We start from the raw sequence: 20375 nt of genomic DNA on the forward strand, positions 1-20375 counted from the left end.
CGGATCCGCCCACGACACACAACGAGGCCCTGATGTCAGACGAGATGAAGCTGCGCGACTATCTCAAGCGGGTCACGGCCGATCTGCACAGCACGAAGCAGCGGCTCCGGAGCATCGAGTCGGCGGATCGCGAGCCGATCGCGATCGTGGGCATGTCGTGTCGGCTGCCGGGCGGTGTGGTGTCCCCCGAGGGGCTGTGGGATCTGGTCACGGCCGGCGGGGACGGGGTGACGGACTTCCCCGACGACCGCGGCTGGGACGTGAGCTGGGACGGGGTGTCCGGGACCGGCGGCTTCGTCGCCGGTGCCGGTAATTTCGATGCGGGGCTCTTCGGCATCTCCCCGCGTGAGGCGCTGGCGATGGATCCGCAGCAGCGGCTGCTGCTGGAGGCGGCGTGGGAGGCGTTCGAGTCCGCGGGGCTGGACCCAATGTCGCTGCGCGGTTCGTCGACCGGCGTGTACGCGGGGCAGATGTATCACGACTACGCGTCGAGCATGAGCGTGGTGCCGGAGGGTGTGGAAGCCTTCCTGGGCACCGGCAACGCGGGAAGCGTGCTGTCGGGCCGGGTGGCCTACACCTTCGGGCTCGAGGGTCCGGCGGTGACGCTGGACACGGCATGCTCGTCCTCGCTGGTCGCGCTTCATCTGGCGGCGCAGGCGCTGCGGTCGCGTGAGTGTGATCTGGCGGTGGCCGGCGGTGTGACGGTGCTGTCCACGCCGGCGGTCTTCGTGGACTTCGCGCAGCAGGGCGGGCTGGCGTCGGACGGGCGCTGCAAGTCGTTCGCCGCGGCGGCGGACGGCACGGGCTGGTCCGAGGGCGCGGCGGTCCTGGTCGTGGAACGGCTCTCCGACGCGCGGCGCAACGGGCACCGTGTGCTCGCCTTGGTGCGGGGTACCGCGGTCAACCAGGACGGTGCGTCGAACGGTCTGACCGCCCCGAACGGTCCCTCCCAGCGGCGGGTGATCGAGCAGGCGCTGGCCAACGCCCGGCTGACGGGCGCGGATGTCGACGTGGTGGAGGCGCACGGCACCGGGACCCGGCTCGGGGACCCGATCGAGGCGCAGGCGCTGCTGTCGACGTACGGCCAGGAGCGCGGCGAGGCCGATGAGCCGCTGTGGCTGGGTTCGGTGAAGTCGAACATCGGGCACACCCAGGCCGCCGCGGGCGCGGCTGGTGTGATCAAGATGGTCATGGCACTGCGGCACGGTCTGATGCCGGCCACGCTGCACGTCGACGAGCCGTCGCCGCAGGTGGACTGGTCGGCCGGTGCGGTGGAGCTGCTGACGGAGGCGCGTCCCTGGCCCGAGTCGGATCGTCCGCGCCGCGCGGCGGTGTCCTCGTTCGGCATCAGCGGCACCAACGCGCACGTCATCCTGGAGCAGGCTCCCGAGGGTGCCGAGGACACGGAACCGGCGCGAGCGGTGCGGCCGGGAACGGTGCCGTGGCTGGTCTCGGCGAAGACCTCGGAAGGCCTCGGGGAACAGGTCCAGAACCTGCGCGCGTTCACCGCCGGACGCCCCGGCCTCGACGCGGTGGACGTCGGCTGGTCCACGGCGACGACGAGGGCCGCGCTGGAGCACCGCGCGGTGCTCACGGGCCCCGGCGCCGAGCAGACGGCCTCCGGTGTCGTCAGCGCCGGCCGGCTGGCGATGCTGTTCACCGGCCAGGGCTCCCAGCGTGCCGGCATGGGACTCGAACTGTACGCGGCCTTCCCGGTGTTCGCGGGTGCGTTCGACGCGGTGTGCGCGCGGCTCGACGCGCGTCTGGAGCGTCCGCTGCGCGAGGTCCTGAGCGACGGCGCCGACCTCGACCACACCGTGTGGGCGCAGGCGGGGCTGTTCGCCGTCGAGGTCGCACTGTTCCGGCTGGCCGAGTCCTGGGGTGTGGTTCCGGACGTCCTGCTGGGCCATTCCCTGGGCGAGATCGCCGCCGCGCATGTGGGCGGCATCCTGTCCCTGGACGACGCCTGCACGCTGGTGGCCGAGCGCGGCCGGCTGATGCAGGCCCTGCCCGCGGGCGGCGGCATGCTCGCCGTGCAGGCGACCGAGGCGGAGGTCGCCGACTCCGGCCTGGACGTCGCCGCCGTGAACGGCCCCACCTCCGTGGTCCTGTCCGGCGACGTGGAGGCGATCGAGCGGTACGCCGCCCGATGCGCCGAGCAGGGACGCCGGTTCACCGTCCTGTCGGTGTCGCACGCGTTCCACTCCGCGCTGATGGAACCGATGCTGGACGAGTTCGCGGCCGTCCTGGACGGGCTTTCCTTCAACCCGGCCCGGATCCCGGTGGTCTCCAACCTGACCGGCGCCGTGGCGGAACCCGGGCTGATGCAGCGTCCGGAGTACTGGCTGGAGCAGGTGCGGCGGACCGTGCGCTTCGGCGACGGTGTCGCGGCGCTGGAGTCCCTGGGCGTGACACGGTGCCTGGAGCTGGGCCCGGACGGTGTGCTGTCCGGGCTGGCGCGCGAGACCGCTGGGGAAGCCGTGCTCGTGCCGATGTTGCGCAAGGGCCGGGACGAGACCGCCTGCGCGATCGGCGCCGTCGGACGGCTCTGGACGGTCGGCGTCGAGGTCGACTGGGCCGGGGTCTTCGCGGGCTGGGGCGCACGCGTCGTCGACCTGCCGGCCTACGCGTTCCAGCGGGACCGGTACTGGCCCGAGCCGGGGGTCGCCGGGCTCGGCCGCGCCGATGACGAGGACTCGGCGTTCTGGGACGCGGTGGAGCGGGGGGACCTGCGGGAGCTGGCGGGCCTCGAGTCCGCGCTGCCGGCGCTGACCTCGTGGCGGCGGCAGCGGCAGGAGCAGGCGGCCGTGGACTCGTGGCGCTACCAGATCGTGTGGAAGCGGCTCGCGAGACCGGCTCCGGCCCCGCTTCCGGGCACCTGGGTGGTGTGCGGGCGCGCGGACGACAACGTCGCCGCCGCCCTGGGCGCCGCCGGCGCGACAGTGGTGAACGCGCCCGTCGACGAGGCGGCCTCCGTGCCGGACGTCGCCGGAGTCGTGCTGGTCGCCGACGGCTGGGCGGACGTCCTGGCCTCGGTGCACGCGTCGCGTGATCTCGCCGCGCCGCTGTGGGTGCTGACCCGGGGCGCGGTCCGCGTCGACGCGTCGGACCGGCCCGCGGACCCCTCGCAGGCGACCGTATGGGGAATGGGGCGTGTCGCCGCCCTGGAACTTCCGCACCGGTGGGGCGGTCTCGTCGATCTGCCCGCCGAGTGGGGCGACCGGACGGGCGCCCTGCTCACCGGTGTCCTGGCCGGCCGGGACGGCGAGGACCAGGTCGCGGTGCGCGGGCAGGGCGTCCACGGGCGCCGGCTGGTGCGGGCCACTCCGGCACGCCGGACCGCTCCCGAGTGGAGCCCCGGCGGCACGGTCCTGATCACCGGCGGGACCGGCGGGCTGGGCGTGACGGTGGCCCGCTGGCTGGCCGGGCGCGGCGCCCCGCACCTGGTGCTGACCAGCCGCCGCGGCGTGGCGCCCGACGGTCTGGTGGAGGAGCTGGCCGCGCTCGGCACCCGGGTCACCGTGGCCGCGTGCGATGTCGCCGACCGGGACGCCCTCGGCGAGGTCATCGCCGGCATTCCCGGGCAATGGCCCCTCTGCGGTGTCGTCCACGCGGCCGGGATCGACGACCCCGGGACGCTGGAGCGGACCGGCCCCGAGGCGGTGGCACGGGTGATGCGGAGCAAGGTCGACGGAACGGTGCTACTGGACGAGCTCACCCGGGAGCTGCCGCTCGACCAGTTCGTGGTCTTCTCGTCCATCGCCGCGACCTGGGGCGGCGGCGGTCAGGGCGCCTACGCGGCCGGCAACGCGTTCCTGGACGCATGGGCGCAGAGCCGCCGTGACCGGGGTCTGCCGGGCACGTCGATCGCCTGGGGGCCGTGGGCCGAGGCCGGTATGGCGGTCCAGGGCGAAGCCGGGGACCTGCTGCGCCGGCAGGGGCTGTCGCCGATGAGCCCGGAGCTGGCCGTGCGTGCGCTGGCGCAGGCGATCGAGCAGGAGCACACCTGCGTGACCGTCGCGGACGTGAACTGGACCCGGTTCGCCGCGGCGTTCACCCTGCTGCGGCCGAGTCCGCTGCTGTCCGACCTCCCGGAGGCCGCGGAGGCGGCGAACCCCGGAGCCGACACCGGCGGCGGTTCGGGCGCCGGCGGCGCCGGCCTCCGTGACCTGCTCGCCGGCTTCCCCGTCGCCGAGCACCAGCGGATCCTCCTCGACCTGGTGCAGACCGCGGTCGCGAACGTCCTGCAGTACCCCGACCCCCAGGCGGTCGACCCGGGACGGGCGTTCAAGGACCTGGGGTTCACGTCGCTCACCGCGGTGGAGCTGCGCGACCTCCTGGTCGAACGGACCGGGCTGAGGCTTCCCGCGACCCTGGTGTTCGACTATCCGGTGCCGCTGGCGCTGGCGCAGTACCTCATCGGTCAGCTGCTCGGCGAGGCCGACCACTCCCCCACGACGACGTCCCCGTCCGCACACGCCGATCCCGGGGAGCCACTGGCGATCGTCGGCATGGCGTGCCGGTACCCCGGCGGCGTGACCTCCCCGGAGGAGCTGTGGCGGCTGGTCGCCGACGGGCAGGACGGCATCTCGCCGTTCCCCCGCGACCGCGGCTGGCCCACCGACGTACCCAGCGGCATCGTCGAACTGGGCGGCTTCATGCCCGGCGTGGCCGACTTCGACGCCGCGTTGTTCGGGATCTCGCCGCGTGAGGCGCTGGCGATGGACCCGCAGCAGCGGCTGCTGCTGGAGGCCGCGTGGGAGACGTTCGAGTCGGCCGGAATGGACCCGCGGTCGCTGCGCGGCCGGAACGTGGGCGTGTTCGCCGGCGCCGCCTCGTCCGGCTACGGCGCGGCGGGGATCCCTGGAGCCGAAGGTCACCTGATCACGGGTACCGCCGGCAGCGTCATCTCCGGCCGCCTCTCCTACACCTTCGGCCTGGAGGGCCCGGCGGTCACGGTGGACACGGCGTGTTCGTCGTCGCTGGTGGCCCTGCACCTGGCCACGCAGGCGCTGCGCGCCGGCGAGTGTGACATGGCGCTGGCCGGTGGTGTGACGGTGATGGCCACACCGGGCGCGTTCATCGAGTTCGACCGGCAGGACGGGCTGGCCGGCGACGGCCGGTGCAAGGCGTTCTCCTCGGCCGCCGACGGCACCGGATGGTCCGAAGGCGTCGGCCTGGTGATGCTGGAGCGGCTGTCGGACGCGGAACGCAACGGGCACCAGGTGCTGGCGGTCGTGCGGGGCAGTGCGATCAACCAGGACGGTGCGTCGAACGGTCTGACGGCGCCGAACGGGCCCTCGCAGCAGCGGGTCATCCGTCAGGCGCTGGCGAATGCCCGGCTCACCGGCGCGGACGTGGACGTGGTCGAGGCACACGGCACCGGTACGCGTCTCGGTGACCCGATCGAGGCAGGTGCCCTGCTGGCGACCTACGGCCGCGAACGCGGTGAGGCCGGTGAGCCGTTGTGGCTGGGGTCGGTGAAGTCGAACATCGGTCACACGCAGTCCGCTGCGGGTGTCGCGGGTGTGATCAAGATGGTCATGGCGCTGCGGCACGGTGTGCTGCCGGCGACGTTGCATGTGGACGAGCCGTCGGCGGAGGTGGACTGGTCGGCGGGTGCGGTGGAGCTGCTGACCGAGTCCCGGGACTGGCCCGAGGTGGAGCGTCCGCGGCGTGCGGCGGTGTCGTCCTTCGGCATGTCGGGCACGAACGCGCACGTGATTCTGGAGCAGGCCCCGCAGCCGGAGGCTTCGGTCTCTCCTGTTTCGGTTCCGGGTGTGTCGGCGTGGGTGGTGTCGGCGAAGTCCGAGGCCGCGTTGCGGGCGCAGGTGGAGCGGCTGGCCTCGTTCGTCGCGGAGCGGCCGGAGCTGGACCCGGTGGACGTGGGCTGGTCGCTGGCGACGACGCGGGCTGCGTTGGAGCATCGTGCGGTGGTCGTGGGGGAGGGCCGGGAGGAGTTGCTGGCCGGGCTGTCCGTGGCCACGTCGGCCGTTACGGGTGCCGGTGGTGTGGTGTTCGTGTTCCCGGGTCAGGGCTCGCAGTGGGTGGGCATGGCGCGGGAGTTGTGGGATGCCTCGCCGGTGTTCCGGGAGCGGCTGGCCGAGTGCGAGACGGCGCTCGCCCCGTACGTCGACTGGTCGCTGACCGATGTGTTGTTGCGGGACGGTGATGTGGACCGGGTGGATGTGGTCCAGCCGGTGCTGTGGGCGGTGATGGTGTCGCTGGCGGAGGTGTGGCGTTCGGCGGGTGTGGTGCCGTCCGCGGTGGTGGGTCATTCGCAGGGTGAGATCGCTGCGGCGTGTGTGGCGGGCTGGTTGTCGCTGGACGATGCGGCGCGGGTGGTGGCCTTGCGGTCGCAGGCTTTGGTGGCGGTGGCCGGTGGTGGGGGCATGGTGTCCGTGGCTGCCGGCCGGGAAGCGGTCGAGGGCCTGATGCCGGGCACGGTGTCGGTGGCCGCGGTGAACGGTCCGTCGTCCACTGTCGTCTCCGGCGACGCGGAGTCCCTCGGCTCCTTCATGGCCGAGTGCGAACGCCAGGGCATCCGTACGCGCCGCATTCCGGTGGACTACGCGTCGCACTCGCCGGAGATGGACCGGCTCCGGGAGCGGATCCTGGCCGACCTGGCCGGGCTGACTCCGGCCACCGGCACGGTTCCGATGCTGTCCACCCTGACCGGCGAGACCGTCGACGGCGGTCTCGACGCCCGGTACTGGTTCGACAACCTGCGCTCCACGGTCGAGTTCGAGACCGCGATCCGTGCCCTCCTCGGACAGGGGATGCGCACCTTCGTCGAGGTCAGCGCCCACCCCGTACTCACCGTCGGGGTCGAGGAGACCATCGACGCGACCGGGGCCGACGCCACGGCACTGGGTACCCTGCGACGCGGTGAGGGTGGCATGCGCCGCCTGCTGACCAGCCTCGGCGAGGCATGGGCCACCGGCGTGGACGTGAACTGGTCCGCGCTGCTCACCGGCCGCCATGTAGCTTTGCCGACATACGCCTTCCAGCATGAGCGGTACTGGCTGGACGTCCCGTCGCTGCCGGTTCAGGCTGCGGGCGGGGTGGTGGACCCGGTCGAGTCGCGGTTCTGGGATGCCGTGGAGCGTGGTGACCTCGATGAACTCGCGGGCACGCTCCAGCTGTCGGAAGCCCCGCAGTTGCTCGGGTCGGTGGTTCCGGCACTCGCCTCGTGGCGCCGGGAACGCCGGCAGCGGTCCGTGATCGACACCTGGCGCTACCAGGTGGTGTGGAAGCCTCTCGAAACGGCCTCTGCCGCACTGCTGTCGGGTACCTGGCTGGTGGTGGGCGACAGTGCTGCGGACGTGGCCGGGGCGTTGACCGGCGCGGGTGCCGTCGTGGCGGGCTTGTCGGTGGATGAGGTCGTGGACCGTGCGGGCTTGGCCGGGGCGGTCGCTGCCGTGCCGGATGTGTGCGGTGTGGTGCTGGCGGCCGGCGCGGCTTCGGCCGACCGCACTGCTGATGTGGTGGCGGATGAACTCACCCGGGTGACGGTGCTGTTGCAGGCGCTGGGTGATGCCGGGGTGGACGCGCCGTTGTGGGTGCTCACGCGGGGTGCGGTCGCTGTCGGTGCGTCGGACCGGGTGCTGGATCCGGTGCAGGCCGCGGTGTGGGGTCTGGGCCGGGTCGCGGCGCTGGAGTTCCCGCAGCGCTGGGGCGGCATGATCGACCTGCCCGAGACCCTGGACGCGAAGGCGTCCGGCCGCCTGGCCGCGATTCTCGCCGACGGTGCTGGTGCTGGTGAGGATCAGGCGGCTGTGCGTGGCTCCGGTGTCTACGCCCGGCGTTTGGTCCGGGCAGCGGCGACTGATGCGGCGGGCGAGGGATGGCAGCCCTCAGGAACCGTGCTGGTCACGGGTGGTACCGGGGCGCTGGGCGCTGAGGTTGCGCGGTGGCTGGCGGGGCGGGGTGTGCCGCATCTGGTGCTGACCAGCCGTCGCGGTGTAGCCCCGGATGGTCTGGTCGAGGAACTCGCCGCACTGGGTGCACGGGTGACGGTCGCATCCTGTGACATGACCGACCGGGATGCGCTGGCCGAGGTCATCGCCGGTGTTCCGGCAGATGTTCCGCTCACGGGTGTGGTGCATGCGGCCGGTGTCGGGGATGCGCAGATGCTGGAGGTCGCCGACCGGGACACGACGGCGGCGGTGATCGGCGCGAAGATCGACGGGGTCGCACACCTGGAGGCCCTGACCGCGGATCTTCCGCTCGACCTGTTCGTCGTCTTCTCTTCCGGCGCCGCAGTGTGGGGTGGTGCGGGTCAGGGCGCCTACGCCGCGGCGAACGCGTTCCTCGATGCCTGGGCGGCCGAGCGCCGTGAACGCGGCCTGTCCGCCACGTCCGTGGCCTGGGGCCCCTGGGACGGTGCCGGTATGGCCGTCCAGGGTGAGACCCAGCAGCTCCTGCGCCGACGCGGCATGGCCCCGATGAACCCCGAACTCGCCATGCGCACCCTCGCGGCAGCCGTCGACGCCGGGGAGTCGGGACTGACCGTCGCCGACATCGACTGGCCCACCTTCACAGCCTCGTTCACCGCCATCCGCCCCAGCCGACTCCTCGCCGACCTCCCCGAAGCCACCACCCCGGACACACCGACATCGTTCGAGGAGGACGGCGGAGCAGCCGACCTGCGGCAGCAGCTCGCAGGGACAGCGGCCGCGCAGCGCCGGCAGGTGGTGCTGGACGTCGTGCGCACCCACGCCGCGGCCGTCCTCGGGCACGCGGACGGGGAGTCCGTGGAAGCCGGCCGGGCCTTCCGCGACCTCGGATTCGACTCCCTGATGGCAGTCGAGGTCCGCAACCGTCTCCAGTCGGTCACCGGACTCAGGCTGCCGGCCACCCTCGTCTTCGACCACCCCACCCCCCTCGTCCTGACCGACTTCCTGCTCACCGAACTCTCCGGTACCGAAGCGGGGACGCCGTCGGTGGCGCGTCCGGTGTCGGTGGCCGTGGATGAGCCGGTTGCGATCGTCGGCATGGCCTGCCGCTTCCCCGGCTCGGTGACCTCGGCCCAGTCCCTGTGGGACCTGGTCGCCGACGCGGGCGACGCGGTGGGGCCGTTCCCCACCGACCGTGGCTGGCCCGAGGGCATCGCCGGCCGGGGCGCGTTCCTCGACCACGCCGACGAGTTCGACGCCGACCTGTTCGGCATCAGCCCCCGCGAAGCCCTCGCCATGGACCCCCAGCAACGACTGCTGCTGGAAACCACGTGGGAGGCCTTCGAAGCGGCGGGAGTTGATCCCCGCTCGCTCGCAGGCACCGCCACAGGCGTGTTCGTCGGCGGCACCACCTCCGGCTACGGCACCGGAACCCAGATCCCCCAGGGCGCGGAAGGACACCTGCTCACCGGGACCGCGACCAGCGTCATGTCCGGCCGGGTGTCCTACGCCTTCGGGCTGGAGGGCCCGGCGGTGACGGTGGACACCGCGTGTTCGTCGTCGCTTGTCGCCCTGCACCTGGCGGCGCAGGCGCTGCGGACGGGCGAGTGCGACATGGCGCTCGCCGGCGGCGTGACCGTCATGGCCAACCCCGGCGTGTTCGGCGAGTTCGACCGCCAGGGCGGGCTGGCGTCCGACGGCCGGTGCAAGTCGTTCGCCGATTCCTCCGACGGCATGGGCTGGGGCGAAGGCGTCGGCCTGCTGCTGGTGGAGCGACTCTCGGACGCCCAACGCAACGGACACAAGATCCTCGCTGTCGTGCGGGGCAGCGCCATCAACCAGGACGGCGCCAGCAACGGCCTGTCGGCGCCGAACGGACCCTCGCAGCAGCGGGTCATCAGCCAGGCGCTGGCCAACGCCGACCTGACCGGTGCGGACATCGACGTGGTCGAGGCCCACGGCACCGGCACGCGCCTCGGCGACCCGATCGAGGCCCAGGCGCTGCTGGCGACCTACGGCCAAGACCGCGCCGGTCACGAGCCTTTGTGGATCGGCTCGGTCAAGTCCAACATCGCCCACACCCAGGCCGCCGCAGGTGTCGCCGGCGTCATCAAGATGGTCATGGCCCTGCGCCACGGCCTGATGCCCGCAACCCTCCACATCGACGAACCGTCGACCCAGGTCGACTGGACCGCCGGTGCGGTGGAGCTGCTCACCGAGCAGCGCGCGTGGCCTGCGGTGGACCGTCCGCGCCGCGCTGCGGTCTCCTCGTTCGGCATCAGCGGAACCAACGCCCACATCATCCTCGAACAGGCACCCGCGCCCGAGCCGGTGGCAGTCGCCGAACCGTCGGCAACGCGCCCCGGACCGGTGCCGTGGCTCGTCTCGGCCAAGTCCGACACCGCCCTACGCGCACAGATCGACAGCCTTCGGACCTTCGTTGCCGACCAGCCCGAACTGGACCGGGTCGACGTGGCCTGGTCGCTCGCGACCAGCCGGGCAGCGTTGGAACACCGCACCGTCCTGGCCGCCGATGGGGATGTGCTCGCCACAGGCACCACGGGCGAAGGCAAGACCGCGTTCCTGTTCACCGGCCAGGGCTCCCAGCGCGCGGGCATGGGCCTGGGGCTCTACGAGGCGTTCCCGGTGTTCGCCGAAGCGTTCGACGCCGTCTGCGCCCGACTTGATGTCCGGCTGGAGCGCCCGCTGCGGGAGGTTCTGACCGACGGCGCCGACCTCGACCGCACGATGTGGGCTCAGGCGGGGCTGTTCGCGCTCGAAGTCGGCCTGTTCCGGCTGGTGGAGTCGTGGGGCGTGAGCCCGGATGTGTTGCTGGGTCACTCGCTGGGTGAGATCAGTGCGGCGCATGTCGCGGGGATCCTGGACCTGGACGATGCGTGTGTGCTGGTGGCGGAGCGGAGCCGGCTGATGCAGGCGCTGCCCGCGGGCGGCGGCATGCTCGCCGTCCAGGCCACCGAAGCCGACGTCGCCGAGTCCGGCCTCGACATCGCCGCCGTCAACGGCCCCAACTCCGTCGTCCTCTCCGGCACCACCGAAGCCATCGCACACTACGCCGCCCAGTGCGCCGAGCGTGGCCTGCGGTTCAACGTCCTGTCGGTGTCGCACGCCTTCCACTCGGCCCTGATGGAACCGATGCTGGACGAGTTCGCGAACGTCCTGAACGGCCTGACGTTCCACCCCGCACACATCCCGGTCGTCTCGAACCTCACCGGAGCCGTTGCCGAGCCGGGTGCCATGCAGCAGCCCGCGTACTGGCTGCACCAGGTCCGTGGCACGGTCCGCTTCGCCGACGGCGTCACCGCCCTCGCGGCCATGGGCGTGACCCGCTGCCTGGAACTCGGCCCCGACGGTGTGCTGTCCGGCATGGCCCAGACCGGCGCCGACGACATGCTCTGCGCCCCCGTTCTGCGCAAGGACCGCGACGAGAGCGACACCGTCCTGACCGCCGTGAGCCGACTGTGGACCTGCGGTGTCGAGGTCGACTGGCGCGCGGTGTTCGCCGGCTGGGGCGGCCGGACGGTCGACCTGCCCACCTACCCCTTCCAGCGACAGCGGTACTGGCCCGAGCCCGTCGCCGCACCCACCAGCGGCGAGGTGGCCGAGACCGGATTCTGGGACGCGGTCGAACGCGAAGACCTCCAGCAACTGGCCACCGAACTCGAACTCACCGAACCCCCGGCCTCCCTGGGCCAGGTCCTGCCCGTGCTCGCCACCTGGCGACGCCGCCGACGCGAACGCTCCGTGATCGACTCCTGGCGCTACCAGGTCGCCTGGAAACCCCTCACCACCCTCCCCACCACACCCACCCTCACCGGCACATGGATCCTCGCCACCACCGGCGACCCCACCACCACCGCCACCATCACGGCCGCTCTCACCGGAGCCGGTGCCACCGTCCTCACCCTCCCCCTCGACACCCCCCACGACAACGCCACGGCCACACGCCACGAACGGAAAGCGGCACTCGAACACCTCGCCGCCCAGGCCCCCGACCTGTCCGGCATCCTGCTCCTCGCCGACACCCTCACCAACCAGCCCGCACACAACGGCATCCCCGCACCCCTCGCCGGCGTGCTGACCCTGCTCCAGGCACTCACCGACACCCACCTCACCGCCCCCCTGTGGGTGACCACCCGCGGCGCCGTGTCCACCACGGCATCGGACCCGCTGACCAACCCGGCCCAGGCCACCATCTGGGGCATGGGCCGCGTCGCCGCACTCGAAGCACCCCACGTCTGGGGCGGCCTCATCGACCTCCCCGCAACAACCGACACCCACCCCACAACCGACACGAACACGGCAGCACGCCTTGCCGGCGTCCTCGCCGACGGCCGCGAGGACCAGGTCGCCGTCCGCGACTCCGGGGTCCACGGCCGGCGCGTCCTGCACGCCCCGACCACCACACCGCCCACCACCCCGTGGACCCCCACCGGGACCGTCCTGATCACCGGCGGCACCGGCGCCCTCGGCACCGTCGTGGCCCGCTGGCTCGCCCACCGCGGCACCCCCCACCTGGTCCTCACCAGCCGCAGCGGCAACGCCCCCGACGGCCTGACCGAAGAACTCGCCCGCCTCGGCACCCAGGTCACCGTCGCCGCCTGCGACGTCACCGACCGCGACGCCCTCGCCGAAGTCATCGCCCGCATCCCCACTCACACACCACTGACCGGCATCGTGCACGCCGCCGGCGTCGGGACTCCCGAGAAGCTGGACCTCACCGGTCTGGACGCCGTGGGGAAGGTGCTCGCGAGCAAGGTCACCGGCACGGCGCATCTCGACGAACTCACCGCCCACCTGCCGATCGACCTCTTCGTCGTCTTCTCCTCGATCGCCGCCACCTGGGGCAGCGGCGGCCAGGCCGCCTACGCAGCCGGCAACGCCTTCCTCGACGCCTGGATCCAACACCGCCACGACCGCGGACTCCCCGGCACATCCCTGGCCTGGGGCCCCTGGGCCAAGGCCGGCATGGCCACCGAGGGCGAGACGGAAGAGTACCTGCGTCGGCGTGGGCTCGACGCACTGGATCCGGAACTCGCGATGCGGGCACTGGCCCAGGCGATCGACTCGGGACCGGGCACGCTGACGGTGGCCGACGTCGACTGGCCCACCTTCCTGCCCGCCTTCACCTCGGCACGGCGCAGCGCGCTGCTCAGCGACCTGCCCGAGGCGGCCGCCCTGGCCGACACCGCCCCGGGCGGCGCTCCCGGCCCGGAGTCGCCGCTGCGCGAGAAGCTGATGGCCGTTTCCGAGGTCCGGCGGCAGGAGATGCTGCTGGCCCTGGTGCGGGAGCAGGCTTCGAGCGTGCTGGGGCACTCCGCCGCGGAGGCGGTCGAACCCGGGCGGGCGTTCCGTGATCTGGGCTTCGACTCGCTGATGGCGATCGAACTGCGCAACCTGCTGGCCACGGAAACCGGGCTCGCCCTGCCCGCGACGCTGGCGTTCGACTACCCCACGTCGCAGGTGCTGGCGGAGTACCTCCAGGCCCAGCTCCTCGGTGCCGACCGGCCCGCGGAAATGGTGCCGGCCCGGGCGGGCGCGGCCGACGAACCGTTGGCGATCGTGGGTATGGCCTGCCGCTATCCCGGCGGTGTGACGTCGCCGGACGAGCTGTGGGACCTGGTCGCCGACGGGGCGGACGGGATGTCGGTGTTCCCGGCGGACCGCGGCTGGCCGGTGGAGGTGTCCGGGTTCGCGGGCGGCCTGGGCGGGTTCGTCCATGACGCGGTCGAGTTCGACGCGGGCCTCTTCGGGATCTCGCCGCGTGAGGCGCTGGCGATGGACCCGCAGCAGCGGCTGCTGCTGGAGGCCGCATGGGAGACGTTCGAGTCGGCGGGAATGGCCCCGCAGTCACTGCGGGGCCGCAGCGTGGGCGTGTTCGCCGGCGCGTCCTCGTCCGGATACGGAGCCGCGGGGGTGCCGGGTGCGGAAGGCCATCTGCTGACCGGTACCGCGGGCAGCGTCATCTCCGGCCGTCTCTCCTACACGTTCGGCCTGGAGGGCCCGGCGGTGACGGTGGACACGGCGTGTTCGTCGTCGCTGGTGGCGATGCACCTGGCCGCCCGGGCCCTGCGGGGTGGCGAGTGCGACATGGCGTTGGCCGGTGGTGTGACCGTGATGGCGACGCCGGGCGCGTTCATCGAGTTCGACCGGCAGGACGGGCTCGCGACGGACGGCCGGTGCAAGTCGTTCGCCGCCGCGGCCGACGGGACCGGCTGGGCCGAGGGCGTCGGTCTGGTGATGCTGGAGCGGCTCTCCGACGCCCGGCGTCATGGGCATCAGGTGCTGGCGGTCGTGCGCGGCAGTGCGATCAACCAGGACGGCGCGTCCAACGGTCTGACGGCGCCGAACGGGCAGTCCCAGCAGCGGGTGATCCAGCAGGCGCTGGCCGACGCCCGGCTGACCGGCGCCGACATCGACACGGTGGAGGCCCACGGCACCGGGACGCGGCTGGGTGACCCGATCGAGGCAGGGGCGCTGCTGGCCACGTACGGCCAGGGCCGTGACGAGGCGGGTCCGTTGTGGCTGGGCTCGGTGAAGTCCAACATCGGTCACACGCAGGCCGCCGCGGGTGTCGCGGGCGTGATCAAGATGATCATGGCCATGCGGCACGGCGTGCTGCCCGCCACGCTGCACGTCGACGAGCCGTCGCCGCAGGTGGACTGGTCCGCCGGTGCGGTGGAACTGCTGACCGAGTCGCGTCCCTGGCCCGAGGCCGGTGATCGTCCCCGGCGTGCGGCGGTGTCCTCCTTCGGGATGTCCGGGACGAACGCCCACGTGATCCTGGAGCAGGCACCGGAGCCGGACGAGGTCCCGGAGCAGGCGGGTCCGGGTGTGCCCGGCGGTCCCGGTGTGCTGTCGCCGGGTGCGGGTGTGTCGGCGTGGGTGGTGTCGGCGAGGTCCGCTGAGGCGTTGCGGGCACAGGCGGAGCGGTTGCGGTCGTTCGTGGCCGAACAGCCCGCCCAGGACGCGGCGGACGCGGCGGAGGCGGCGGACATCGCGGACGTGGGTTGGTCGCTCGCGACGGGCCGGGCCGCGCTCAAGCATCGTGCCGTGGTCGTGGGCGAGGGCCCGGAGGAGTTGCTGGCCGGTCTGTCCGGGGTCGCCTCGGGGGTCGGTGCGGTGTCCGCGGGTGCCGTGGGTTCCTCGGGCGGCGTGGTGTTCGTGTTCCCGGGCGGAGGCCCCCAGTGGGTGGGCATGGCACAGGAGTTGTGGGAGACCTCGCCGGTCTTCCGGGAGCGGATGGCCGAGTGCGAGACCGCGCTCGCCCCGTATGTGGACTGGTCGCTGAGCGACGTCCTGCTGCGGGACGGGGACCTGGAGCCGGTGGACGTGATCCAGCCGGTGCTGTGGGCGGTGATGGTCGCCCTGGCGGAGGTGTGGCGGGCGGCGGGTGTGGTGCCGTCCGTGGTGGTGGGTCACTCGCAGGGAGAGATCGCCGCGGCGTGTGTGGCGGGACGGCTGTCGTTGGACGACGGTGCGCGGGTGGCGGCGCTGCGGTCGCGGATCCTGGCCTCGGTGGCCGGCCGCGGCGGGATGGTGTCGCTGGCAGCGGGCAGGGAGGCCGTCGCGGATCTGGTGTCGGGCAGGGCGGGAGTGTCGATCGGGGCCGTGAACGGCCCCTCGTCCACCGTCGTGTCCGGGGAGAACGGTGCCCTTGAGGAACTGACGGCCGAGTGCGAGCGGCGGGGGATCCGTGCGCGACCGATCGTCATGGGCTACGCCTCGCACTCCGTGTGGATGGAGGAGCTGCGGGAGCGTGTCCTGACGGACCTGGCGGGGCTGTCCCCGGCCGGTGACGGCACGGTGACGATGTTCTCCACGCTCACCGGCCGTCTGCTGGAGAGCCGCCTGGACGCGCAGTACTGGTACGACAACCTGCGCTCCCCTGTCGAGTTCGAGGACACGGTCCGCAATCTGCTGGAGCAGGGGATGCGTACCTTCATCGAGGTGAGCCCGCACCCGGTTCTCACGGTCGGCGTCCAGGAGACCCTCGACGCGGCGGACGTGCAGGCCGCGGTGCTCGGCACACTGCGGCGTGGCGAGGGCGGGCCGCGCCGGCTGCTGGCCTCCCTGGGCGAGGCGTGGAAGGCCGGCGTCGACGTCGACTGGCCCGCCGTGCTCACCGGCCGTCGCACCCCGCTCCCGACGTACGCCTTCCAGCGCGAACGGTACTGGCCGGAGCCGCCGGTGACGGCCGCCGGCGATGTGGTGGACGCCGCGTTCTGGGACGCCGTGGAGCGCGGGGATCTGGCGGAGCTGCCCGGACTCGAATCCGCGCTGCCCGCCCTGTCCGCGTGGCGGCAGCGCCGGCAGCAGCGTTCGCTGCTCGACTCGTGGCGGTACCGGGTCGTGTGGAAGCCGGTCGCCGATCTGCCCGTCCCCGCGGGCTCCCCCGGTACCTGGCTTCTCGTCACGCGGGCGGACGACCCGGGGGCCGGGTTCGCCGCCGCCCTGGCCGACGCCGGTGCGACCGTGCTGCGCCTGCCCGTCGACGGGTCGCACATGACACGGCACGGTCTCGTGGAGCGGCTCAAGCACGTGCTCGCCGAATCCGACGGGCTCGCCGGGGTGGTGTCGCTGACGGCGCTCGGCGGGCACGCCGAAGGGGCGGACACCGAGGAGGCGGGCACTGGGGGGATGCGGGCCCGGGCCGCGGGCTTCGAGGGGACGCTGGAGCTGCTTCAGGCACTCCGGGACGCCGGTGTCGACGCCCCGCTGTGGTGTGTCACCTCGGGCGCGGTGTCGACCGGCGCGTCCGACCCGGTCCGCGATCCGGCGCAGGCGCTCCTGTGGGGTCTCGGGCGGGCGGTCGACCGCGCCGGCCCGGCCCGCTGGGGCGGTGTGATCGACCTGCCCGAGGAGCCGGCGGCCCGTCACTGGCCGATGTTCACCGCCGCGCTGCTGTCGGGACACGAGCAACTGGCCGTACGTAACGGCCAGTTGCGGGTACCGCGGCTGGTGCCGGACGTGCCGGATCCCATGACCGACGGCGAGCCGGTCCGCTGGCCCGAGTCCGGCACGGTCCTGGTGACCGGCGGGACCGGCGGGACCGGCGGGACCGGGGCGGGAACGGCGCGTTGGCTCGCCGACCAGGGGGTGCGGCATCTGCTGCTCACCGGACGCGAGGGCGCGGCGGGTCGCGGTGTGACCGAGCTGGTCGCCGATCTGACCGGGCGTGGCGCGCGGGTCACGGTCGTGGACTGCGACCCGGCGGACCGTGCCGCGCTGGCCCGGGTACTCGCGGAGATTCCCGGCGAGCGGCCGCTGGCCGCTGTCGTGTACGCGCCCGAGATCGCCTCGGACTGCGAGCCGTCGGCCCTGACACCGGCCGGGTTCGGTGCGATCGACCGTGTCGTCGCCGGGGCCCTGCATCTGCACGAGCTGACCGCCGGTCTCGATCTGGCCGCGTTCGTGCTGCTGACCTCGGCCGACGGAGTCTGGGGAGACGCCCGGCAGGTGGCCCGTTCGGCGACCGGGGCCTACCTCGACGCCCTGGCCGCGTACCGGCGGGCGGGAGGAGCTTCCGCCGCCTCGGTGGCCTGGGGGCCGTGGACGGACCTCGCGGGCGGTGATGCGGACGAGCTGGAGTGGCTGCGGCAGAGCAGTCTGCGAGCGATGCCGCCGGAGATCGCGACCGGGGTGCTCGGACGGCTGCCGGCCGGGTCCGGTGTCGTCGTCGCCGATGTCGACTGGGCCCCGTTCGCCGCCGCGTACACGCGTGACCGTGCCCGGCGCCTGCTCGACGACCTGCCGGAGGTACGCCGCCTGCGCGGCATCGGCTCGGCGGCCGGCGGCGGCGCCGGTCCCGAGGATCTCCGTGAGCGGCTGGAGAGGCTGCCGCGTGCCGAGCGGCACCTGGCGGCCGTGGACCTGGTCCGGGCGCACACGGCAGCCGTGCTCGCCTATCCGGACGTGGAGAGCGTCGAACCGGACCGCGAGTTCCTCGAGTTGGGCATGAGCTCGCTGACGGCGATCGAGCTGCGCAACGCGCTGCAGGTCGTCACCGGTGCGGCACTGAGCAGTACGGTCGTGTTCGATCACGCGACTCCGGCCGCGCTGGCCGCGCATGTGCTGCACACTCTGCTCGGCCCCGACGCCGACGACGCGGGGGCGGGCACCGACGCCGGGCCGCGTGGCGGTGGGATCCTGCGGTTGCTGCTGCAGGAGGCGTCGCAGGAGGGCTCCTTGGTCAGGTTCATGGAGTTCCTCAGGGAGGCCGCGGGCTTCCGCCCGAAGTTCGAGGACCCCGACGAACTCGAGGTGGCGCCCGATCCGGTCTTCCTCGCCCGCGGTGAGGGACGGGTGCGCATCGTCGGCCAGTGCGGCACCTCCGCCGTGGCCGGGCCCCACGAGTTCGCCCGGTTCGCCTCGTCGTTCCGCGGGGAGCGCGATGTCATCGCCCTGCCGGTGCCCGGCTATCGGGACGGCGAACTGCTCGCGTCCGATCCGGACACGGCGCTGGCCTGGCAGGCGAAGGCCCTGCTGGACGTCGTGGGCGACGACCCGTTCGTGATCGTCGGGCACTCGGGCGGCGGCCTGCTCGCCCACGCGCTGGCCTACCGGCTGGAGCAGATGGGCGTCGTGGCGGCCGGTGTCGTCCTCGTCGACACCTATCCGCTGGATCAGCCGGTGTACGAGGAGTGGAAGGAGGAGTTCAACGACGGCATGTTCCAGCGCGAGGACCTGTACGTGTCCATGGACGACACCCGGCTCACCGCGCAGGCCTGGTACGGCGGGATGTTCACGTACTTCCAGCCCCGGGACATCCAGGCCCCGACACTCGTGCTGCGGGCGTCGGACCCGATCGCGGAGTGGAACCACGAGAGGGACTGGCGGGCGTCGTGGGACCTGCCCCACACGGCTGTCGACGTGCCCGGCAACCACTTCACGGTCATGCGCGAGCACGGCGGGACGACCGCGCTGGCGGTCAGCAGGTGGCTGGAGGAACTCGGCTGAGCGAGGCCGGCGGTGGGCCCCGGCCCGCCGCCGGCCGGCCGGGCATCGGCCACCGCGCGACGGCGGTGGCGGGTCCACGCGGACCGCGCGGCGGCGACGGGCCGGTCGTCGCGGGCCGTGCGGCAGCAGTGGGCCGGACGCGGAGGAGACGGACGGTGCCGGGCCGTGCATCGGCATCCGCATCCGCATCGGGGACGCGCGGGGCGGACCGGCCGTCTAGCGGCGGTACGTGACCCGCAGCGGGAGGCTCCTGAGTCCGAGGACGAAGCTGAAGCGGGTGTGCCACTGGAGGTCGTCCGTGGCGAACTCGATGGTCTCGTACCGCCGCAGGAGTTCGGTGAGGGCGATGGAGACCTCCGCCTTGCCCAGCATGGCGGCTATGCAGGCGTGCGGGCCCGAGCCGAAGGCGAGCGACCGCACCCCGGTACGACGCACGTCCAGCCGGTCCGGGTCCTCGAACCTGGCCGGGTCGCGGTGCGCGGACCCGGTGATGCCCAGTACCGAGGAGCCCGCGGGGATGACGGTGCCGTCGAGGACCAGGTCGCCGCTGAGCTGCCGAGCGATGATCTGCACCGTGGCGTTGAAGCGGGCGAGTTCCTCGAAGGCGGGCTCGATGAGTTCGGGGTGCTCCCGCAGGATGCGCAACTGGTCCGGGTGCGTGAGCAGCGCGTGGAGCGCGTTCCCGATGACGTTGACCGTGGTCTCGTGGCCGGCGTTGAACAGCAGCAGCACCTGGGCAATGACGTCCTCGTCGCGCAGCCCGTCGCCGTCGGCGTCCTTCCGCATCAGCAGGGAGAGGACGTCGTCGCCGGGGTGGCTGCGCCGGAGCTCCATCTGTTCCCGGACGTAGGCGCTGAACTGGGGTTCGGCCCGGTTCATCGCGATGCGCATCTGGGGGGTGATGAGGGGGTCGACGATGTTGGCGATGGCGTTCGTCCACTCCAGGCAGCGCTGGGCGTCCTCGACCGGGATGCCGAGCAGCCCGCAGACGACGGCGATCGGCAGCGGTGTGGCGAGCCCGCCGATCAGGTCGATCTCGCCCTCGCCCATGTCGTCGATCAGGCCGCTGACGATCCGGTGGATCTCCGGGCGCAGCCGCTCGACGGCGTTGGGGGTGAGTGCCCGGGCCACCAGGCGGCGCAGCCGCCGGTGCTCGGCGCCGTCCTTGACCACCATCCACCGCTGCATGCTGCGCATCGCGGGGGCGTCCCGGCCGCCTCGCAGGGCGACGAACAGGGGGTCCTGGGGAGTGGCCGCCGATGTCTGCGGAGCGCGCAGGAAGGCGTCGACGTCGGCATAGCGGGCGAGTGTCCAGAAACCGTGCGGTGAATGATGGATCGGCTCTTTTTCCCGCAGCCTTCGATAATAGGCGTACCGGTCGTTCATGAGGGCCGGGTCGGTCAGGTCGAAAAGACCTCGGGGATTGTCCACTTGTCGCCCAGCCAATCCGATCGGTAGCAGCGGAAGAAGCGTATGGGGAAGACGGGGGGCGTCAACCCC

The 20375-nt window shown here is 72.8% G+C and carries 2 protein-coding genes; one reads left to right on the forward strand and one right to left on the reverse strand.

Features of this window, described 5'->3' with window-relative positions:
• The first annotated feature begins 32 nt into the window (after positions 1–32).
• A complete protein-coding gene (locus OG306_RS01825; protein ID WP_371665062.1) occupies positions 33–18875 on the forward strand; it encodes a type I polyketide synthase in 18843 nt (6280 codons plus the stop codon).
• A 216-nt stretch (positions 18876–19091) separates the two neighbouring features.
• On the opposite strand, the gene OG306_RS01830 is transcribed toward OG306_RS01825, so the two are convergent.
• On the reverse strand, positions 19092–20306 hold the full coding sequence (locus OG306_RS01830; protein ID WP_327259562.1) for a cytochrome P450: 1215 nt from the start codon (positions 20304–20306) through the stop codon (positions 19092–19094).
• Positions 20307–20375: the final 69 nt, after the last annotated feature.

Origin of the sequence: Streptomyces sp. NBC_01241 (assembly GCF_041435435.1) — a bacterium.
Taxonomy (GTDB): domain Bacteria; phylum Actinomycetota; class Actinomycetes; order Streptomycetales; family Streptomycetaceae; genus Streptomyces.

Bases quoted from the DNA above. Each gene is read 5' to 3' on its own strand.
- OG306_RS01825 (WP_371665062.1), top strand. From the start codon at position 33: ATGTCAGACGAGATGAAGCTGCGCGACTATCTCAAGCGGGTCACGGCC.